The sequence below is a fragment of the Alteromonas sp. ABM1_013 genome, assembly GCF_056160505.1.
Genome location: NZ_JBSWXH010000002.1, coordinates 130,897 through 148,825 on the forward strand (window position 1 = coordinate 130,897; position 17,929 = coordinate 148,825).

Annotated in this window: 10 protein-coding genes; 5 read left to right on the forward strand and 5 right to left on the reverse strand. The window is 44.2% G+C overall.

All coding sequences use genetic code 11. The features are described 5' to 3' along the window. The 3 genes from ACXAGK_RS05275 to ACXAGK_RS05285 all read right to left on the reverse strand — a co-directional run bounded on the left by ACXAGK_RS05275 (position 1) and on the right by ACXAGK_RS05285 (position 6,997). Entirely contained in the window at positions 1-3,162 is a 3,162-nt protein-coding gene (locus ACXAGK_RS05275; RefSeq protein ID WP_474854644.1) for a bifunctional diguanylate cyclase/phosphodiesterase, read from the reverse strand. A 375-nt stretch (positions 3,163-3,537) separates the two neighbouring features. Then, positions 3,538-5,778 (reverse strand): alginate lyase family protein, encoded by a 2,241-nt coding sequence (locus tag ACXAGK_RS05280; protein ID WP_474854646.1) that lies wholly within the window; start codon positions 5,776-5,778, stop codon positions 3,538-3,540. Positions 5,779-6,064: 286 nt separating this feature from the next. After that, positions 6,065-6,997, reverse strand: coding sequence for an AEC family transporter (locus tag ACXAGK_RS05285; protein WP_474854648.1), 933 nt, complete (start codon positions 6,995-6,997; stop codon positions 6,065-6,067). A 274-nt stretch (positions 6,998-7,271) separates the two neighbouring features. Between ACXAGK_RS05285 and ACXAGK_RS05290 the strand changes: the two genes are divergently transcribed. The 3 genes from ACXAGK_RS05290 (at position 7,272) to ACXAGK_RS05300 (ending at position 11,656) form a co-directional block, all read left to right on the forward strand. Continuing rightward, positions 7,272-9,020, forward strand: a complete 1,749-nt coding sequence (locus ACXAGK_RS05290; RefSeq protein WP_474854649.1) for a sensor domain-containing diguanylate cyclase — start codon at positions 7,272-7,274, stop codon at positions 9,018-9,020. A gap of 127 nt (positions 9,021-9,147) precedes the next feature. Further along, positions 9,148-10,266 (forward strand): adenosylhomocysteinase, encoded by a 1,119-nt coding sequence (locus ACXAGK_RS05295; protein WP_474854651.1) that lies wholly within the window; start codon positions 9,148-9,150, stop codon positions 10,264-10,266. A gap of 184 nt (positions 10,267-10,450) precedes the next feature. Continuing rightward, positions 10,451-11,656 carry a M24 family metallopeptidase gene (locus ACXAGK_RS05300; RefSeq protein WP_474854652.1) on the forward strand — a complete coding sequence of 402 codons (1,206 nt, stop codon included), beginning with the start codon at positions 10,451-10,453 and terminating at the stop codon, positions 11,654-11,656. Positions 11,657-11,682: 26 nt separating this feature from the next. On the opposite strand, the gene ACXAGK_RS05305 is transcribed toward ACXAGK_RS05300, so the two are convergent. Further along, the gene (locus tag ACXAGK_RS05305) at positions 11,683-13,386 is read right to left on the reverse strand and encodes a protein adenylyltransferase SelO (protein WP_474854654.1); all 1,704 of its coding nucleotides are present in this window, start codon (positions 13,384-13,386) and stop codon (positions 11,683-11,685) included. Positions 13,387-13,499: 113 nt separating this feature from the next. Then, a complete protein-coding gene (locus ACXAGK_RS05310) occupies positions 13,500-14,057 on the reverse strand; it encodes a YceB family lipoprotein (RefSeq protein WP_474854656.1) in 558 nt (185 codons plus the stop codon). A gap of 228 nt (positions 14,058-14,285) precedes the next feature. On the opposite strand from ACXAGK_RS05310, the gene ACXAGK_RS05315 reads away from it, so the two are divergent. Beyond that, positions 14,286-14,576: a hypothetical protein gene (locus ACXAGK_RS05315; protein WP_474805059.1), complete on the forward strand. Its 291-nt coding sequence runs from the start codon at positions 14,286-14,288 to the stop codon at positions 14,574-14,576. A gap of 129 nt (positions 14,577-14,705) precedes the next feature. After that, positions 14,706-17,861, forward strand: a complete 3,156-nt coding sequence (locus ACXAGK_RS05320; protein WP_474854658.1) for a WD40/YVTN/BNR-like repeat-containing protein — start codon at positions 14,706-14,708, stop codon at positions 17,859-17,861. Positions 17,862-17,929 lie beyond the last annotated feature (68 nt).

The window sequence follows — 17,929 nt, forward strand, 5'->3', positions numbered from 1 at the left end:
TTATCTCCACTTTTCCCTTGTCTCCCATTGCTCCACCCAAGTAGGTAGGGCTTTGGAGGGCATAGGGCGTGCTATGCCGAACCCCTGCGCAAGCTCACAACCTAGTGCTAATAATGATGCTCCATGGGCAACACTTTCCACACCTTCAGCGATAACACTGCGGTTAAATGAATTAGCCAGCGCTATTACACCAGTAACAATCGTTTTATCTTCTAAGTCTACTAACATATCGCGAACGAATGACTGGTCTATTTTAATCACCTCAGCGGGCAGGCGTCTTAAGTAAGTTAAAGACGAATAACCCGTTCCAAAATCATCAATGGCAAAGGTTACACCGAGATTTACACAGTCTTCCATAATCTCAGACACCTTTTTGATATTAGATAGCTTGCTGGTTTCAAGTACTTCTAATTGGATTGCTTTAGGTGGTGTTTCGGGTACTTTTGAAAGCAAATGTTCTAAACGAGTAGGGAAGTTTCTTTGTTGTATCTGCAATGCAGAAATATTCACGCTAATTTTGATGTCTATGCCGAATTGCTTCCATTGGTGGTATTGCCGCAACGATTGTTCAATAACCCATTCGCCAACGTCGATACTCAGAGGGTGATTTTCGATAAAGGGTAAGAACTCTGCCGGAGAAAGTAGTCCACGTAGTGGGTGTTGCCAGCGAATCAGCGCTTCTACACCAACAATCTCTCCTGTATGCATATTCACTTTAGGTTGGTAGTGAAGTTCAAACTCATTATTTTGAAGCGCCTTGCTTATATTTTTAACTGTTTCATGGCGAGTTTTAATCGCATCTTCTGATTCAATGTCAAAAAGGTGGAAACAGTTCTTCCCTTTCTGTTTTGCTAAGTACATGGCTTGATCAGCATGTCTGATAAGTTGCTCTGCATCGGTTTCGTCGGAAGGGTAAACCGTAACGCCAATACTTGCTGAAACTTTGAGTTCATTTTCACCATATTTAACTGGCGTTGAAGCTGCTCTAAGCATGTTCTTTACTGTATTCCTAAAGTCCTGGGCTTGCTTTAAATCGGTAAGTACTGCTACAAATTCATCTCCACCAAAACGGGAAATGGTATCTCCCTGGCTTAGCGTGCTTTTGAAACGGTGAGCCAATGTAATAAGTAGCTCGTCTCCTACGCTGTGTCCGAACGTATCGTTTATCTCTTTGAACCCGTCTAAATCAAGTAACACAACAGCGGCGTAACGTTCATTAGTCTGGCACTGCCTAAGAGCACTATCCAAACGTTCAGCGAGTAGAGTGCGGTTAGGTAAGTTAGTTAAGATATCGTAGTGAGCCATCTGCTCAAGACGATATTGCTGTTCTTTTGTCTCGGAGATATCGCTAAAAATAGCAATGTAATTTTTAACTGTGCCGTCATCATCTTTTACAGCACTAACCGTTAGTAATTGAGCATATATTTCGTGGTTTTTTCTCTTGTTCCAAACTTCTCCCGCCCAATAGCCGTCATTGATTATCGATTTCCATAGATTCTCGTAAAATTCCTTAGACTGCTTTCCAGATTTAAACATACTGGGCTTCTTGCCTAATACGTCGCTTCGGGAGTAGCCAGTTATCTCTTCAAAGGTTTTGTTTACATCAATAATGTTCGATTCGCTATCGGTAATAAAGATACCTTCTCGGGCGTGAGAGAAGACGCTGGCTGATAACTTTAATTTATCTTCTAAGCGTTTGTTTACAGTAATGTCTTGAACTAATGAAACGACGCTTATTACTTTGCCAGAGAAGTCCAAGATTGGGGTGCTGTACCACTCGCAAGTGATTGTTTCGAGCAGTCTAGTGAGGTTATCGTTTACTCTACGGACAGTTTTTTTTCCCTCGACTAGTATTTCGAATACGTCATTTATTTCATGACGCAGTTCAATTGGAACCACAAGCTCCGAGGCATGCTTACCTATAGCTTCTTCTTTGCTATAGCCAAAGATCACCTCAGCCGATTTGTTCCAATCAGTGCAGATGAAGTCAGTATCCCAAGTAACGCACCCTAAAGGTGTGTTTTCAATATGACTCGCTAAGATATCTCGACTTTCCTGCAGTGAATTTTGACTATCAATAAGTTGTTTTTCAGCATCTAGGCGCGTTCTAGCCATCTGTGCAAAACGTAGCTGAAGCTTTCTTAGCTCTATACTGCCCTTTGTCGATGTCTCATCAACTTCTTTACCTTCGGCCAACGCTGTAGTCGACTTCAAAAGGGTTTTTATGGGTATCAAAACGTTTTTTCGAATCAGCCATACTGAAACACCGACGAAAAATAAAACGATCAACGCTAATATAAGGGTGGTTGTCGTTAACCTGGTATCAATTGCTTCAAACGTATGTTTCAGCGGAATACCAATGGTGATGTTGATATGCTTCCCATCATCAAATAGTGGGTGCGTTACATAAACCCGTTGATAAGGGTCTTCGGTCAGAAAAACAGTATTACCCAATGTTATGTCTGTATATTCGCTCTTATCACCCTTTTCTTCTATATCTAGCTGAGTGCCAATCAGCTCTTGTCTAGCAGGGAATGCTGCCACAATTTTGTTTTCACTATCAGTTATAAATGCCACGGTAGCATCAGGCAGGTAAGACTCAGAAAGTATTTCGTTCCACCACTCGAGTGATATAACAGCTACAACCAAACCGACTAAATTACCTTGTTTTGAATTTATAACGGGGTAGGCAAAGTTAATACTGGTTAAATTTGTCGCCCGGTCTATTTGAAATTCACTGATTGAAAATTTACGGGTGGCGATGGCTTGTTGTATATAAGGTCGGTCGTAAACGTTTACCGAACGTTTTAATTCTCGTGCATTACATAACAATTCACCATCTGCGCGTGGTACACCTAGATTTACATAATTACTGTTTACTTTAAGCACGTTAGCAAGGAAGCGACTACACTGTTGTGAACTAGGCTGCTGCACTGCATCGAATTGCGCCAAGTTCTTTAGAAAATGTTGTGTTTTATCAATGAGGTTTGCTTGGATCTTCGAGTGTGTTTTTGTGGTATTTACTGCTTGGATAACTGCAGTCTTTATTGCTTGTTCTCTTTCCACGAATGCATCGTAAAAGATGCTAATGAAGCCGGGCACGGCAATCATTAAAATCAGAATAATAACTCTTGCCTGTAGAGTCTGAAAAAGTTGTGACATGTAATTTGTTTAAATCCATTTAAGCTTGATTAGATTGGAGAACATCGGTGATTTTCGATATCCACAACTTTCCAAAAAATTATACGTGCGCTCAATTGTTAGTTACTAAAGGTAGTATAGTAAAAATATTATAGAAGGGTTATTAAAGTTAAAATGCTCAGCTCAAGAAAGTGACGGGCAAATTTTATAGGTAATGGGCTCCCTTGAAATAGCGCCACCAGCTATTCCTTTTTAGCGCGTGCTATTAATAAGAAAAATGGGGGAATATCCATTGCTAAAGTAAAAAGTAAGAATTTAAAATGAACAAAGCCTCTAATGAGGCTTTGTTTTAAGTTACTTCGCGATAAGAGTGAAGCGCTTTTCACCTATAGGCTTTTACATATAAAAGTAAGGGCCTACCCAGCTATAGCTATCACCGTTAATCTCAACCTTGTGTTTTGCGCTGTTATCATTATTGCTATTAGCGATAATAAACAGCTGAGTGTTACCTTTTACATCGGTAATACGCACGCCAGTGTACGCGTCACTATCTAAAACCACCTCAAGACTTTTGATACTGCTTCTTGAGTTAATCGACGATTCACTTACCGGGCTGTATGAACCATGAGGTTCTACTACAGAAACAAATAAAGTGTCCTGAGTATCATTTCGTCTAAGCGTAATCGCTGCGTCGCGACGTAGATTGAAGTCTGGATCGTTTGCGCCAATGCGAGTCAAATACACCTCGTCTTCAGCGTTGGTAACCGTAGTCAGCGTATAATACTTGCCATGCTGAAGCCACTGGAACTTAGTGTTGCCTTCACTCGCGTTACCCTTGCCCTCTACAAATAAATGTTGATAGCCATTGTCTTCACCAAATGGTGATAAGCTGGTAGGCGACACGTGAGTAAAGTTCTTATCAATTATCTGACCCATGTAATAAAAGGGTAGGTCATATTGATTTTTCTTGTCAGAATCAACGCGTAAAATGTCTAGCACAAACGGCTTTTCGAAGCTTTCGTCTTTGATAACGGCCATAGTGCGGTGCATTAACGTGCCGGGATAGGCATTTTCTTCTGTTGCGCTAACCACTTTTACGTTGTCATCTTCTGCGTTAAAAGTGAAAAGTTCTGAGTGATGCTGGCTGGCAACGTCGTACACACCATCAAAATGCTTTGTGCCATTTATTGATAAAGTATTATGTGCAATGGTTGTCTTAGCCCACGTGGTATTTTCTTTTAGATAGTTACCACCGCCTTTTTGACCGATATTTACAAAGCGAGCTAGGCCATAATCTTGCAGAACTTCCTCGCCTTTTTCGTATAAGGAGAACGATAACTTATCGTAGTGGCCGTGACTTAAACCCTGAGCGGCATATTTAAACACCAGCGTTAGGTTTTCATTGCCATAACGCAAAATGCCTACACCGCCTTGGTCACCGTTAGGGCCATCACTTAAATTCACGGAAGACTTTACAAAGGGAACCGCTTTGCCATCTCGAATATCAATAGCGGCTTCAAGCCCCGACTCTTGAAGAAGCACTTGTCCTTGCTTCTCTACCACGCTTAGCAAGCGAGGATCTTTTTCTCCGTAAAAGTAGGCGAGGTCGACTGCAGTTACCAAAGAGGCTTTCTTATAAGACATGCCCTTTTGTGCATCGTTAAGCGGGAAAAATTCACCATCGGCATCAGAAAGGTTAAGAAGTGCATTAATACCCTTCAACAAAACATTATCTTTATGTTGTAGCACTTTTAAGTCTGGACGATTGTTCTCCATAGCCAGCGCGAGTATTAGAAAAGGATACATTGCATAGCGCTGATAGTAAGGGCCTTCGGTATAGTAGCCATCAGGAGAGAAGGGTTCTTCTAAATTAGCAAAAAAGCCCTTACGCTGACCTTCTACTTTAATAGTACCGCCATCGTTGTCTTTACCGCCCACTTCTAAGCCATCGTCTTCAATACCGTAAAGGGCGCGTTGAATAAGCTCTTCATCGTTCATAACAAGGCCAATCATGCCTACGGCAGCGATGCCCCAGGTACTGTGGTTGTGAACGCGGTTAAAAAATTGTGGGTTTTCTAACGAAATGAAATCGGCAAACGGACGGAAGAGGTTGTCCTCTAGTGTTTTGCGTTCATCAGCTGATAGGTAATCGTAAATAGCATCATAAGCTTGGCTCATGTAAACCAGCCAGTTGCTGTCGTTTAGGCACTGCCAGAAAAGTTTGCCACGAGAGTAGGAACGCTCTTGCGGGTGCAAAGGTAAGTCTTTGTACATGGCTTCATATTGAAACAACATGTCACGGATGTATTTGGCGTATTTTTCTTCTTCTAACACTTGATAGAGTACGCCTGCTTTTTGCGCAATGAAGAAGTTTTGTTTATGGCGCTGGTGGGTGTAACCACCGGAGAAATCCTTAGGGATGGGCGTATCAATACCCATTGCAATTTCGGCGTCTACTTCTTGCTTAACGATTGCCAAGCTTTTATCAAATAGAGGAACTTCACCCAAGTTGTCTCTCATTCTTTCTACGCCAGGCTCGGTAAGAATAAGGTTAGGGTGACCTTTTGCTTCACTAGCAAAAGACGATAGGCTGATACCAACAGCTAGCATGGTAAGGCTAAATTTCTTGATGTTCATTGTATTTATTTCCTTGTTATCAAATAGCCATTGATGAAAACAGGTAACAACGGATGTAGGGTAAAAATGTTGTTATTTAAAAATGACAATTTGTAATAAACACAATAACAGAATAGAAGATGTGGTGGATAGGCCAATTTTAATTTTTGGTAAAAAATAAAAATAAAATTGGTAATATGTGCTGGCTAGCTGTTGCTAGGCTATGGGAGCTTTTTTACTCAAATGGAACGCTGTGAACGAGAAAATTGCGAAATAGCTCTATGCAAATAGGAATAGCCTTGATGCGTTACACAAGGTGCAATTTGCTTAGTACCCCAAAGGCGAGGGCGGTAATCGGTAAAGACGCTAATGTGCTGACTGCGATAATACTTGCTGCTAAGCGATAGTCGCCTCCTAAGTTTCTCACCATGACATAGCTTGCTGCAGCGGTTGGTGAGATGGCTAATAAAAGAACAATACCCAGCTCCATCCCTTTAAAACCAAAAGCATAGGCAAGGGCAACCAATACAAATGGGTAAACTACACATTTGCTGGTTGTACTAAGCACAATATTAAACCAGTCACTGGAAAAAGAGCGGAACTGCAGTGATGCGCCGGTGCATATAAGCGCAAGTGGCAGGGTAAGCTGTGCGAAGTACTCTCCTGTTTTCACTAGGGTATCGGGAAGCTGCCATTCGAAGTATGAAAAGGGCAGAGCTGCGGCAATCGATAAGATCAACGGGTTTTTCGCCATGCCGGTAACTTGGCCCATTAAGGAGCGCGACGTACCTTGGTAAAAGTTAAGAACAAACACTGAAAGTACATTAAATAAGATGGTAATACACCCCATATAGACAGACGCTACAGCAAGTCCTTCTTGCCCATAGGTGTTAGCACAATAGGCTAAGCCGATAATACCCATATTGGCTCGAAAGCCGCCCTGAACAACTACACCTCTGGCTTTGTAAGGATGTACTGTCAAATGAGAAATAACCATGAGCGCTGCAAATACAATAAGTGTACCTATCACGCCCACGCTCATAAGGGATAGATTCGCGGCTTTGGAAAAGTCAGCTCTGGCGATTGATAGGAACAGGAGAGCAGGAAGCGCAACGTTAAATACCAGCTTTGACCCAGCCTCTATAAAGCCTTCATTCAGCCACTTAATACGAAAGAAAAGCCACCCCATCAAAAGAAGGATCAATACAGGAATAAGGGTACTGGTAATAAAGCTAAGCATAAAAAGAACTAACGCCATTGAGTAGATTTGCGAAACAAAGCAGTAGATTGCTGCTTTGCAAATAGGCATACAGGACCATAGTATGCCAAGCTTCTGAGCTTATGCATAAAGTAAATGTGTAATTTACGAAAGAAAAAGCGGCTACATAGTGATCTACTAAATAAACTTATTCACAAACCTTGTTGATAAGCGTAAGTTAATATTTAAGTTTACAAGGGTTAAGCTTTTCTAATTCCAACCCTGTCTCTGAACCCCTATTAGAAAGAACTGATGTATGAGAACATTTCTTTTCTTTGTTGGCTTGGTGATAGTTTACAGTCTTTGGGGCGGGCTTTCTTTCGCTTATGCTAAAGGAACAGCGCCATTAGATAAGATGGAGCTGATAAATCACAAGCTTTGGATGTATTTCGAGGGCGGTAGTGCGTCAGCCGCCGAAGACATTTTAGTAAAATACCAGCAGAATAGTTTAGTCAAAAATGTAGGAAGGCAAGTCAGTTATGGGTTTACCGATAACACCGTTTGGGGTGTGCTAAAGATTGAACTTAATAACTACAACGTACTTACCAATCAGGTTGATGAAACCCGGCAACAAACGATTTCACCTTTACCTCTTACAATAAAAATAGACAATGCGTGGATCGATGATATCGACGTTTATTTTTTTGAAAGCGGTAAAAGAAAACACCATGTTCGTCTTGGTGACAACCAGGTGCATAGCGCACGTCGTGAAGATACTCGCATGCCATCACTTTCCTATCGGTTTACTCAGCCAGAAACGCTGGTAATTTTTCGGTTTGCGTCCCAAGACCCGATGACTATCCCCATTTATGTCGGATCTCCCAGAACGGCAAAGAATAAATCGACGGAAAATGCGTATTTTTATGGCGCTCTATATGGGGCGCTTATTATTCTGTTGCTGTATAACCTCGTCTTATACTCTTATCTTAGAGAACAGCGCTACCTGCTTTATTCACTATATCTTTCGTCGTTTCTGTTGTTTAACTTCACCTACACAGGTCACGGTTTTTGGTGGGTATGGTCAGAGTCGGTATTCCTTCAGCAGTGGCTAATGCCAGCGCTTATGTTTTTTTATTTATTCAGCGCGGTAAGATTCACTATCGAGTTTCTTAATACCCAGCTTTACCTGCCCAGGCTTTACCGGTCAAGGAAGTATATTTACGGTGCTCTAGTTGGGCTTGCGGTAATCATCGTGCTAGTTGGAAACCGCTCTTTTGCGGTGATGTCACAACTGGTGGTACTGACATCAATTTCGGTTTGGATGCTGTGTATCGGAATATTAGCCTATCGCAATGGTGACACCCTTGCTAAGTTTTTTCTCCCCGCTATTTTGTGCGGAACAGGTGGTGCAACTGTGTCGAGTTTGGCCACGTGGGGGCTTATTCCTTATTCAAAGTGGGCATTTAGAGGTATTGAAATTGGCATGTTATTGGAAATGTCTCTACTGTCTATTTCACTAGCGTTTAACTACAAGCAAGTGCAGCAAGCGCGAAAAGACGCTGAGCGCGACGCAAGACTCGATCCTCTCACCTCGCTCTATAACCGGCGTGCTTTTGAAGATTTGGTGTACCCTATTTGGGAGCTAGGAAAACGCAGTAATAAGTTTATGTCAGTTATGCTTATTGATATCGACTGGTTTAAAAAAGTTAACGATAAGTATGGTCATGACATGGGCGACAAGGTGCTGCAAAAAGTGGCAGAAGAAATAAAAGGGCAGGTTAGAGGCTCTGACATCACCTTTCGTTGGGGGGGAGAAGAGTTTTTAGTATTTTTACCTAATACCCGCGTTCAGTACGCTAAGCAAATAGCCGAAAACCTGCGGCTACATCTATTCACCCATGACATCAATAAACTGCTTCGTGTAACCGTAAGTATCGGCGTGGCAGGCACCTCTCCAGGCGAAGATGATATCAATGTGTTAATTAAAGAGTCAGACCAAGCCTTGTATTTAGCAAAAGCGAAAGGGCGCAATAAGGTGGTGCTGTGGAACGAAGGCGTCGAATAAAGAAAGAAGCCAAGAACCAGAGAAATTAAAAAGGAGTAGTTGGAAATAAGAGGAAGTACCTCGCTGTTTTATATATACAGCATTCTCACGTATGATTCTGTTTTCGTTTTCTCAGAGTATCCTTTTCATGTACCAAGACTTTCAAGCAGAGCTGGCGTGGGCCAGCCTGCATATGCCGCGCACTCGCAAAGCCATTGCATCACTTCCCGATCTGTCTAACGTCAAGCTTGCCTGCAACATGCATTTAGATTTAAAAATGGCACCTTTGGTAGAGGGGCTACTTTCACGTGGATGCGATATCTTTTTAACCACGTGCAACCCTACTACGGTTCAAGATGACGTGGTGTCTTACCTTGTTGATAAAGGTGCAACAGCACATGCATGGCGAGACATGAGCGACGCTGACTGGTCTGAGTCATTTGATAAAGCGCTAGCATGGCAACCCACTCACTTATGTGAAATGGGGGCGGACCTTACTACTCGACTGCATGAAAATATAAAAGCAAACAAGCCAGTTCCAAGCATTGTATCGGGCTTAGAAGCAACGGGTTCTGGCATTAACCGCTTAAACGGTATGGCGCCAAACTACCCGATATTTAACTGGGATGATTTGCCAGTTAAAGAAGGGCTTCACAACAGGCATATGGTGGGTTTAAGCGCATGGCAAACCTTTTTCCAAACCACCCATTTAACCCTGCACGAAAAAGTAGTGGTTGTTATTGGTTATGGTTTGGTAGGGCAGGGCGTGGCAGCGTCGGCAAAGGCGTTTGGTGCACAGGTTCAAGTTGCAGAACTTGACCCAGCAAGAGCGCTGCAGGCGAAATACGACGGCTGGCCAGTGGTTGATTTGAATGAAGCAGCCAGCCAAGCTGACGTTATTGCCACTGCAACTGGTGCCTATGGCGTAGTGAATTCAAGCCATTTAGACAGCATGAAAGACGGGGCGTTTATTTTAAATGTAGGCCATGTAGCTAAAGAAATTGATGTGCCATACCTTAAAAATAACGCTACTCACAGTGTGCCAATGCCTTATGTTAACGCTTATAAGCTAGGCGATAAAACGCTGTATCTTCTCGCTGATGGCTCTATGTTTAACTTAACGGCGGGCTATGGCGACAGCATCAATGCGTTTGACGTAACCCTAGCCGTGATGGCTGCGGGCATCGGCTATATCGTGAATGAAGGTGCAGCAAGCGAGAAAGGTTTGTACTTACTTCCAGAAGCTGCGTGGAAAAGTGCACTGTAAAATTGAGTTGTAGTAAGCGAGTGTTCAGCAATAGTTACGCCATTAAACAGGCATCGCTACCCTCGCTTATCTCGACTTTCCTAGCCATTATTGTACAGTGTGCCCGTTTTAATAAATTCATAGTTAAGGCGGGCTGAACACACTCCAATAGAAAATCAGCCTTGCGCTAGTGTAGGGACAAAAAATGGGCAGAACGATAGGCACAAAAACACCACAACAGGCTTTAGATAGCCTCGTCAACATGACAGGCGACCTAACACCCATCCCACTTTCAGAATACAAAGCCCGAATTACCAAGGCGCAGCATTACATGCAACAGCATGGCATTGGCGCGTTATATCTAAACGCGGGGACTAACTTAGCGTATTTTACAGGTATGCAATGGTACGCCAGCGAACGCTTGGTCGGCGCACTTTTACCTGCAAAAGGTGATCTTGTATATCTTGCCCCTACGTTTGAAATAGACTCATTAAACGAGCGTAAACTAGTAGAAGGCGAGATTATCGGTTGGCAAGAACATGAAAGCCCATACGCGCTTGCCATTTCTATGTTAAGCGAGCTGGATACGGCGGGTGGCAGCAAACTGGGTGTGGATGAGTCTACGCAATTTTTTATTGTAGATGGCTTTAATAAACTGCTGGAACAACCATGGCAAATTATCAATGGTGCTGAGGTTACTGCACACTGTCGTATGCACAAATCTAGCAATGAACTCGCGCTCATTCAGCGAGCCATGGACATGACCCTTGCTGTACACAAAGCCACAGCCAGTATGCTTTATGAAGGCATTACCACCACAGAAGTTGAAGCATTTATTAATGATGCACATAAAAAAGTAGGCGCCAGCGGTAACTATTTTTGTATTGTGCTTTTTGGTAAAGCGACCTCGTTTCCCCACGGCGTTAAAGACCCGCAGGTATTAAAGAAAAACGATCTTGTATTGATTGATACGGGTTGTAAAGTTCACGGCTACCTGTCTGATATCACTCGTACCTATTGTTTTGGTGAGCCAACCGATAAACAACGGGCAATGTGGGAAAGCGAAAAGCACGCACAGCTTGCGGCATTTAATGCCGCCAAAGTCGGTGTTCCTTGCGGCGAAGTGGATAAAGCTGCCCGAGACAGCTTGGCGAACGACGGCTTAGGGCCAGATTATAATCTACCAGGCTTGCCACATCGAACAGGACATGGCATCGGCATGGATATTCACGAATGGCCGTATCTAGTAAAAGATAATCCTCACCCGCTAGCACCTGGCATGTGTTTCAGTAACGAGCCTATGATCGTGGTGCCAAACGAGTTCGGTATTCGCTTAGAAGATCACTTCTATATGACCGAAGAGGGCCCGGTTTGGTTTACTGAGCCTAGTTCTGCCATCGATTCGCTGTAAGTAGACTGAGACGCCGCTGCTCTTCGCTAAGAAGAGCAGCTATAGTGTGCAACACCGCCAGCACTGAAAAATTCAAGTGGGCGCAGTTGGTAATACTTATTCTCTACCTCTTCTGTCTGCTCATCATAAGGCGCGGTAAGTATATTCTGTAGTTCGTGAATTTGGGTAAAGTCACCTTTCTCTGCAGCTTTGTAGGCAGGCACAATAAGCCATTCACGCCATGTGAATTTAGGGTTAGCTTGGCGCATGTTCTCTGCGGTAGCAGCAATAGCGTTTGCTGCATCAACTTGTGCTTCAGCGTCCTTTTCAATACGCTCACGCCACGTTTGTAACCAGGCTTCCCATTCTGTCATCACCTCTGCTTTAGGCGGGTAGTAAAAGCTCTTCGTCAAACTCGCCATATTTTCAGGTATCAATGATAGCTCTCTGAAAAAAATATTGTAGTCAACGCCAGTGCGAAGCATTAATTGAAGCAGCTTGATAAGCAAGTCGTGGTCGTAGCTGGCAAGGCCGAGCTTTGTTGCCCACATGCTCTCCATAGCGCGTTCCATAACGTCAGAAAAACCGTCGTTAATATCGTCAAGCTTTGCGAGTTGTTCACTGTTGCCTTCAAGTAGCGTCATCAGTGAGCGGCAAAACATATCAAAGTTCTTTTGGGCGGCAATGGGCTGGTTTAAAAACGAGAAGTGACGACCGCCACCTGTCCAAGGTTGGTAGTCTGCTTCAAAAAACTCACAAAAGCCGAATGGCCCGTAATCCAGCGTAAAGCCGCCGGCGGCGCAGTTATCGCTATTAAAATTGCCATGGCAGTAACCTACGCGAACCCAATTAGAAACTAGGCGAGTTAATCGGCCTCTAAATAGCTCAGCCAGCGTTACCACTTGCTCTTCAAATGGCGCCGCTGCGTCTATTTCACTTGCGTACTCTCGCTCAATAAGGTGTTTAACAATGGCTTCTAGCTCGTTTAATGCTTCGCTGTGTTCGTTACAGCGTGCGCGCCTAGCGAAAAGCTCTATTTGTCCTACGCGCAAAAACGATGGGGCGACGCGGGTGGATATCGCCGTTATATTTTCTACCATCACTTCAGGCTCATAGGAATGAGAGCCTTCGCGATACCAAGGCCTGTCTACTGTGTCTGATTCAGACATGAACAAACTTAAAGAGCGGGAAGTGGGTATACCAAGCGCATGCATGTGTTCTTGTACTAAAAATTCGCGCACGCTAGAGCGCAATACGGCTCGACCATCTGCGCCGCGACAATAAGGCGTGCGACCCGCGCCTTTTAACTGCATTTCCCAACGCTTACCGTTAAATATCCCTTCAACAATAGAGATAGCGCGACCGTCACCATAGCCATTACCCGTTCTAAAGGGGCATTGCTGTGTGTACTCCGTACCGTAAATAGAAAGCGCATAGCCGGTCGCCCAGCCGAAAGGCTTCATAGATTCAGGCACTGCAGACATTTCGCCTGAAAACAGCTGGGTGAAATCTTTAGTTGTAGCCAAGTTATCGTCTAAGCCCAATTCAGCAAATAGCGTTTCGCTGTGCGCAATATATTTGGGTGAAGATAATGGGGTCGGAGTAACCGGCACATAGTGACCAGAGAACACTTGGCGCGGGTCATGGTCGTTGCCATCACACGTCGACTGTGGGTCTGGGGTAAGGGTATTTAGTAATGAATAATCTACATGCTTTGCAAATTCATCTAGCGTTTTGATACGTTCTGTCACTATGCCTGCCTATTTCACTGAATGGGAAAATCTGTTTGCGAGCATCGAGGCTCAGGTTACTTTAGTACCTTTAACAATTAGTAACCTCGACACTGCTTACGGTGTTTCAATGATTATTGTTTAGGTCGAAGCGCAAGCTGCCCTTGCTCAACGGTTAGCTGTAAAGGCACGGTTGAAAGTACGTTCACCGCTTTGTTTGCTGGGTCTAAGCGATAAACCGGGTTCGATGCTAAATAACCGTTTATTAGCTGCATAAATTCACCGCTTACAGGCGCTAAGTTACCTTTAAAACCGCCTGCATCAATGGTGCTATCAAGTAGCGACAACGAGCGCACAAAAATCGCTTTTTCTTCACTGTCGTAATAAGGCATGCCTTCTAATGAAAGGCTTACCTTAGCAGGGTAGTTCAAACCAAAGGCACTAACGCGAGCGGTGGCAATTGCGCCTAGCTGCACCACGTCTCTGCCATCTGGCCCAATGATCGCCGTCATATCTTCCACATCCAAATACAGAGGAATACCAGCAAGTGACGTTTGCTTTTGCAGTTTGCTTACTTGGCTATCAAGTACTTGCTCTAGCTCGGCATTAGAAACCGTATAAACCGCTAACTGAGAAAGGGTTGCACAGCCTGCAAGCGCAATAGTGAAAGCTATCGAAAGTAGAAATCTCATAAAAAAAGTCTCTTCAGTAATTAGGTGTCGAATTACACAGCGCGAGTCACTAATGCTAACGCCGTAACAACAGAATGCATTCATTGTAAGGGCTGAGGCAATAGATGAACAACGAAATCGTAAACGGGCTAAGACAACTGCTTATTCAGGCAATACATTTCTTTGTTTAATCTAGATATTCATAACAAAGAAACACCTAGTCTGTAGTGATGACTTTAAGGAAGCGCCATGAAAAAACAGCCATATACCAATTCCAATGATGCTGCAGAGCCTGAAAAACAAGATGATAGTAGCAGTGACTTTGACAGAGAAACTATCCAATCAACCAAGGATGCTCTGAATGAATCGATGGTGCTAACAGATAGCGAAGTAGAAACCTACCTTAAGTGGCTAAGCGGTTATCCAATGGAAAGCCGAGGCGAAGGAGTCTCTATTACCATCGAGTTTTTACCCGGCTTTGGTGAGCGTATAGTCGCTAAGCTTTCCAACAGCGAGTGTGTGTTGAGGGATTATTTTTAAAGTTATATTCCGTCACATATCACCAACTAACAGTTTTGCCCACTACAAAAACTTTTGCCATAACGCCTTCAACAAAGCAGTATAAGAAGTTCTTCTTTTTTAAAATAAAAACACGACAAGGCACTATCTATGGTTTCACAGAGACTGGTTTCTCGGAAAATGGTGGCCGCTTTTGCTATTTGCGTAAGCGCACTTTCTAGTTTCTCGCATTCTGCATTCGCACTTGAAGATACGGTTAACCCCGAACTTTTCGATAAAATGGAGTATCGCTTTATTGGGCCTTATCGCGGTGGGCGCTCTGTGGCGGTTACTGGGGTTGAAGGTAATACCAATCTTTATTTCATGGGCACCGCAGGTGGCGGTGTTTGGAAAACCGAAAACACGGGTTTATCCTGGAAAGCTATATCCGATAAAACATTTAAGGTAGGCAGCATAGGTTCTATCGCTGTTGCGCCTTCAGATCCAAACGTTATTTATGTAGGTACGGGTGAAGGCCCTATTCGAGGCGTAACTACTAGTCATGGAAAAGGGGTTTATAAATCTACGGACGGCGGTGAAACCTGGAAGCTGGTGGGTTTAGATAAACGCGGTCAAATCCCTAAAATTCGCATACATCCCACCAACCCCGATATAGCTTGGGCTGCAGTGCAGGGCAATATCTGGGGGCCTAATGAAGAACGCGGTATATTCAAAACGATAGACGGCGGTAAAACATGGCAGCACGTATTAAAAGTGAATGCCGATACTGGCGCTGCCGACTTAGCTATCGACCCTACTAACCCGAGAATTCTCTATGCCAGCATGTGGCATCACGGCAGAACGCCTTGGTTTATTAAATCGGGCGGTGAGGGCGGTGGCCTTTATAAGTCAACAGATGGCGGCGAAAGCTGGGACAAGCTAGAAAAAGGCCTGCCCAAGCTTATTGGTAAAGTAGGTGTTGATATCGCCGCGTCTAACCCAAAGCGTCTTTACGCCATTATCGAGGCTGATGAAGGTGGTTTATATCGTAGTGATGATGCGGGTAAGTCTTGGGCGTTAATGAACGGCGATAATATTCTTAAAGCCCGTGCGTGGTACTACAATCATATTAAGGTTGACCCTAACGACGAAAATACCCTGTATGTGATGAATGTGCAGCTGCATAAATCCATTGATGGCGGTAAAACCTTCGAAATTAAATCTTTGCCCCACGGTGATACCCACGATATGTGGATAAACCCAGAAAACAGCTTAAACATGATCAACGCTAACGATGGTGGCGCAACCATTACCTTCGACGGTGGTAAATCGTGGTCGAGCATTTACAACCAGCCAACAGCGCAGTTTTATCGTGTAATTACCGACAACTTAAACCCCTACTATGTTTATGGCGGGCAGCAAGATAACACGACCATGGCAACCCCGTCTGAAACCTGGGGTGACGGTATGGGAATAGAAGATCAGTTTGCCGTGGGCGGCGGCGAGAGTGCGCATATTGCGTTCAACCCTGACGATCCCACCCTGATCTACGCTACTACAATCAACGGCACATTAACCGAATACAACCGCGACACCGGGCTTACGCGACCTATTATGCCTTACCCTGAATATGTGTTTGGCCGAAACGCACGAGATCAAAAGTATCGCACCAACTGGAATGCCCCAGTGGTAGTGTCAAAGCATGATCCTGACACAGTCTATTACGGCACGCAGATGATCTTAAAAACCACAGATCGCGGTGTGAACTGGCAAGAAATCAGCCCAGACTTAACCCGTAACGAGCCTGAAAAGCAAGGCTTGAACGGCGGACCCATTACCAATGAGCAAGCTGGGGCTGAATACTACAATACGGTTTTCTATATTGCCGAATCAGCGGTTAATAAAGGTGAACTTTGGGTGGGAGCCGATGACGGTAAGCTGCATATAACCCGTGATGAGGGCAAAAACTGGAAAGATATCACCCCTCATAAAAAAGAAGCGCAGGTCAATGCCATAGAACTTAGCCCTCATGAACAAGGCAGAGCTTACGTTGCGGTAGCAGGCTATAAATTAAATGACTACACGCCTTACATTTACAAAACCGACAACTACGGCAAGCGCTGGAAGCGTATTGACGAAGGTCTACCAGAGGACGCCTTTGTTCGCGTAGTGCGTGAAGATACAGAGCGCGAAGGTATGCTGTTCGCGGGTACAGAAAGCGGCATGTTTATTAGTTTCGACGACGGTAAACACTGGCAAGAACTAGACTTAAACCTGCCGCCTGTGGCAATTACCGATATGCAGGTAAAAGGTGATGATCTCGTTGTAGCAACCCAAGGACGAGGCTTTTGGATATTAGACGACATGAGCCCGCTACGTGAAGTGCACAAGTCGCTAGATGACGAAGCGCTGTTTCAGTTTGAACCCGTAGATGGCATTCGCTTGCTATCTGGCGGTGGCATGACTGACCAGCCTCAAGCGAAGAATCCACCGCGTGGCGCTACCTTCCGTTATTACTTGAAAGACGCACTAGAAGAAGAGCAAACGCTACGCATTGATATATTTAATGCCAATAACGAGCTTGTTCGCACACTGTCATCGACACCTAGTGCATTTGAAAAATGCGTGAAGGGTAATGAAGACGTTCGTAGCCCCATCAAATTTAAACACCCTGCAACAAAAGCGGGTTACAACGAATTTGTATGGGATCTTCGACGTGAGCCGTTGAACTGCATCGAGAATGTAAAGCTGTTTGGTGGTTGGAAAGGCGCCCGTGTTATGCCTGGAGACTACAAAGCGAAAATCACAGTAGGTGAACAGGCACAAACCCGCACATTTAAAGTACTTCCAGACCCAAGAGAAGAAGCAGATAAAGCGCAGCTTCAAGTGGTTGAAAAGAGCATTCAGGCTACAGAAACCTTACTGAATGATTTGTTTGCTCACCTGCAAAAAGCCCGTGATGTGCGAGCACAATTAAACGGCGTTTCTGAAGATAACGTAATGCTGGCAAGCGATGTGTCGGCTTCAATCGAGCGCATTGTTAGTGCAATCGACGACTGGGAAGCGTTGGTTATTCAGCCCAAACATCAAACTTTTGAAGATGACATTAACTGGCCGAATATGCTCGACAGACAAGTACGTTTCTTGATGGATAACTTCGACAGAACGGGCGCGCCTGCACAAGCTGGTGCACTAAAACGGTTGGAAGACTTAGAGTCAAAGTGGCAGCAGTACAAAGTGCAGCTAGAAACCTTGTTTGGTGAAGAAGTGAAGCCGTTGAACGAAAAGCTCTCAAAGCAAGGCGCGTTTGATTTAGAGCGTCTATAACAAGGCACACAGCCCTTACATTTTCTGAAGCTATAAAATTAAAAAGCCGGAAGCGATGAAAACACTTC

Excerpts from the sequence above, each read along its gene's own strand:
- ACXAGK_RS05310 (WP_474854656.1), bottom strand. The coding sequence starts at position 14,057 with ATGAGATTTCTACTTTCGATAGCTTTCACTATTGCGCTTGCAGGCTGT.
- ACXAGK_RS05290 (WP_474854649.1), top strand. The coding sequence starts at position 7,272 with ATGAGAACATTTCTTTTCTTTGTTGGCTTGGTGATAGTTTACAGTCTT.
- ACXAGK_RS05280 (WP_474854646.1), bottom strand. The coding sequence starts at position 5,778 with ATGAACATCAAGAAATTTAGCCTTACCATGCTAGCTGTTGGTATCAGC.
- ACXAGK_RS05300 (WP_474854652.1), top strand. The coding sequence starts at position 10,451 with ATGGGCAGAACGATAGGCACAAAAACACCACAACAGGCTTTAGATAGC.
- ACXAGK_RS05275 (WP_474854644.1), bottom strand. The coding sequence starts at position 3,162 with ATGTCACAACTTTTTCAGACTCTACAGGCAAGAGTTATTATTCTGATT.
- ACXAGK_RS05295 (WP_474854651.1), top strand. The coding sequence starts at position 9,148 with ATGTACCAAGACTTTCAAGCAGAGCTGGCGTGGGCCAGCCTGCATATG.
- ACXAGK_RS05315 (WP_474805059.1), top strand. The coding sequence starts at position 14,286 with ATGAAAAAACAGCCATATACCAATTCCAATGATGCTGCAGAGCCTGAA.
- ACXAGK_RS05320 (WP_474854658.1), top strand. The coding sequence starts at position 14,706 with ATGGTTTCACAGAGACTGGTTTCTCGGAAAATGGTGGCCGCTTTTGCT.
- ACXAGK_RS05285 (WP_474854648.1), bottom strand. The coding sequence starts at position 6,997 with ATGCTTAGCTTTATTACCAGTACCCTTATTCCTGTATTGATCCTTCTT.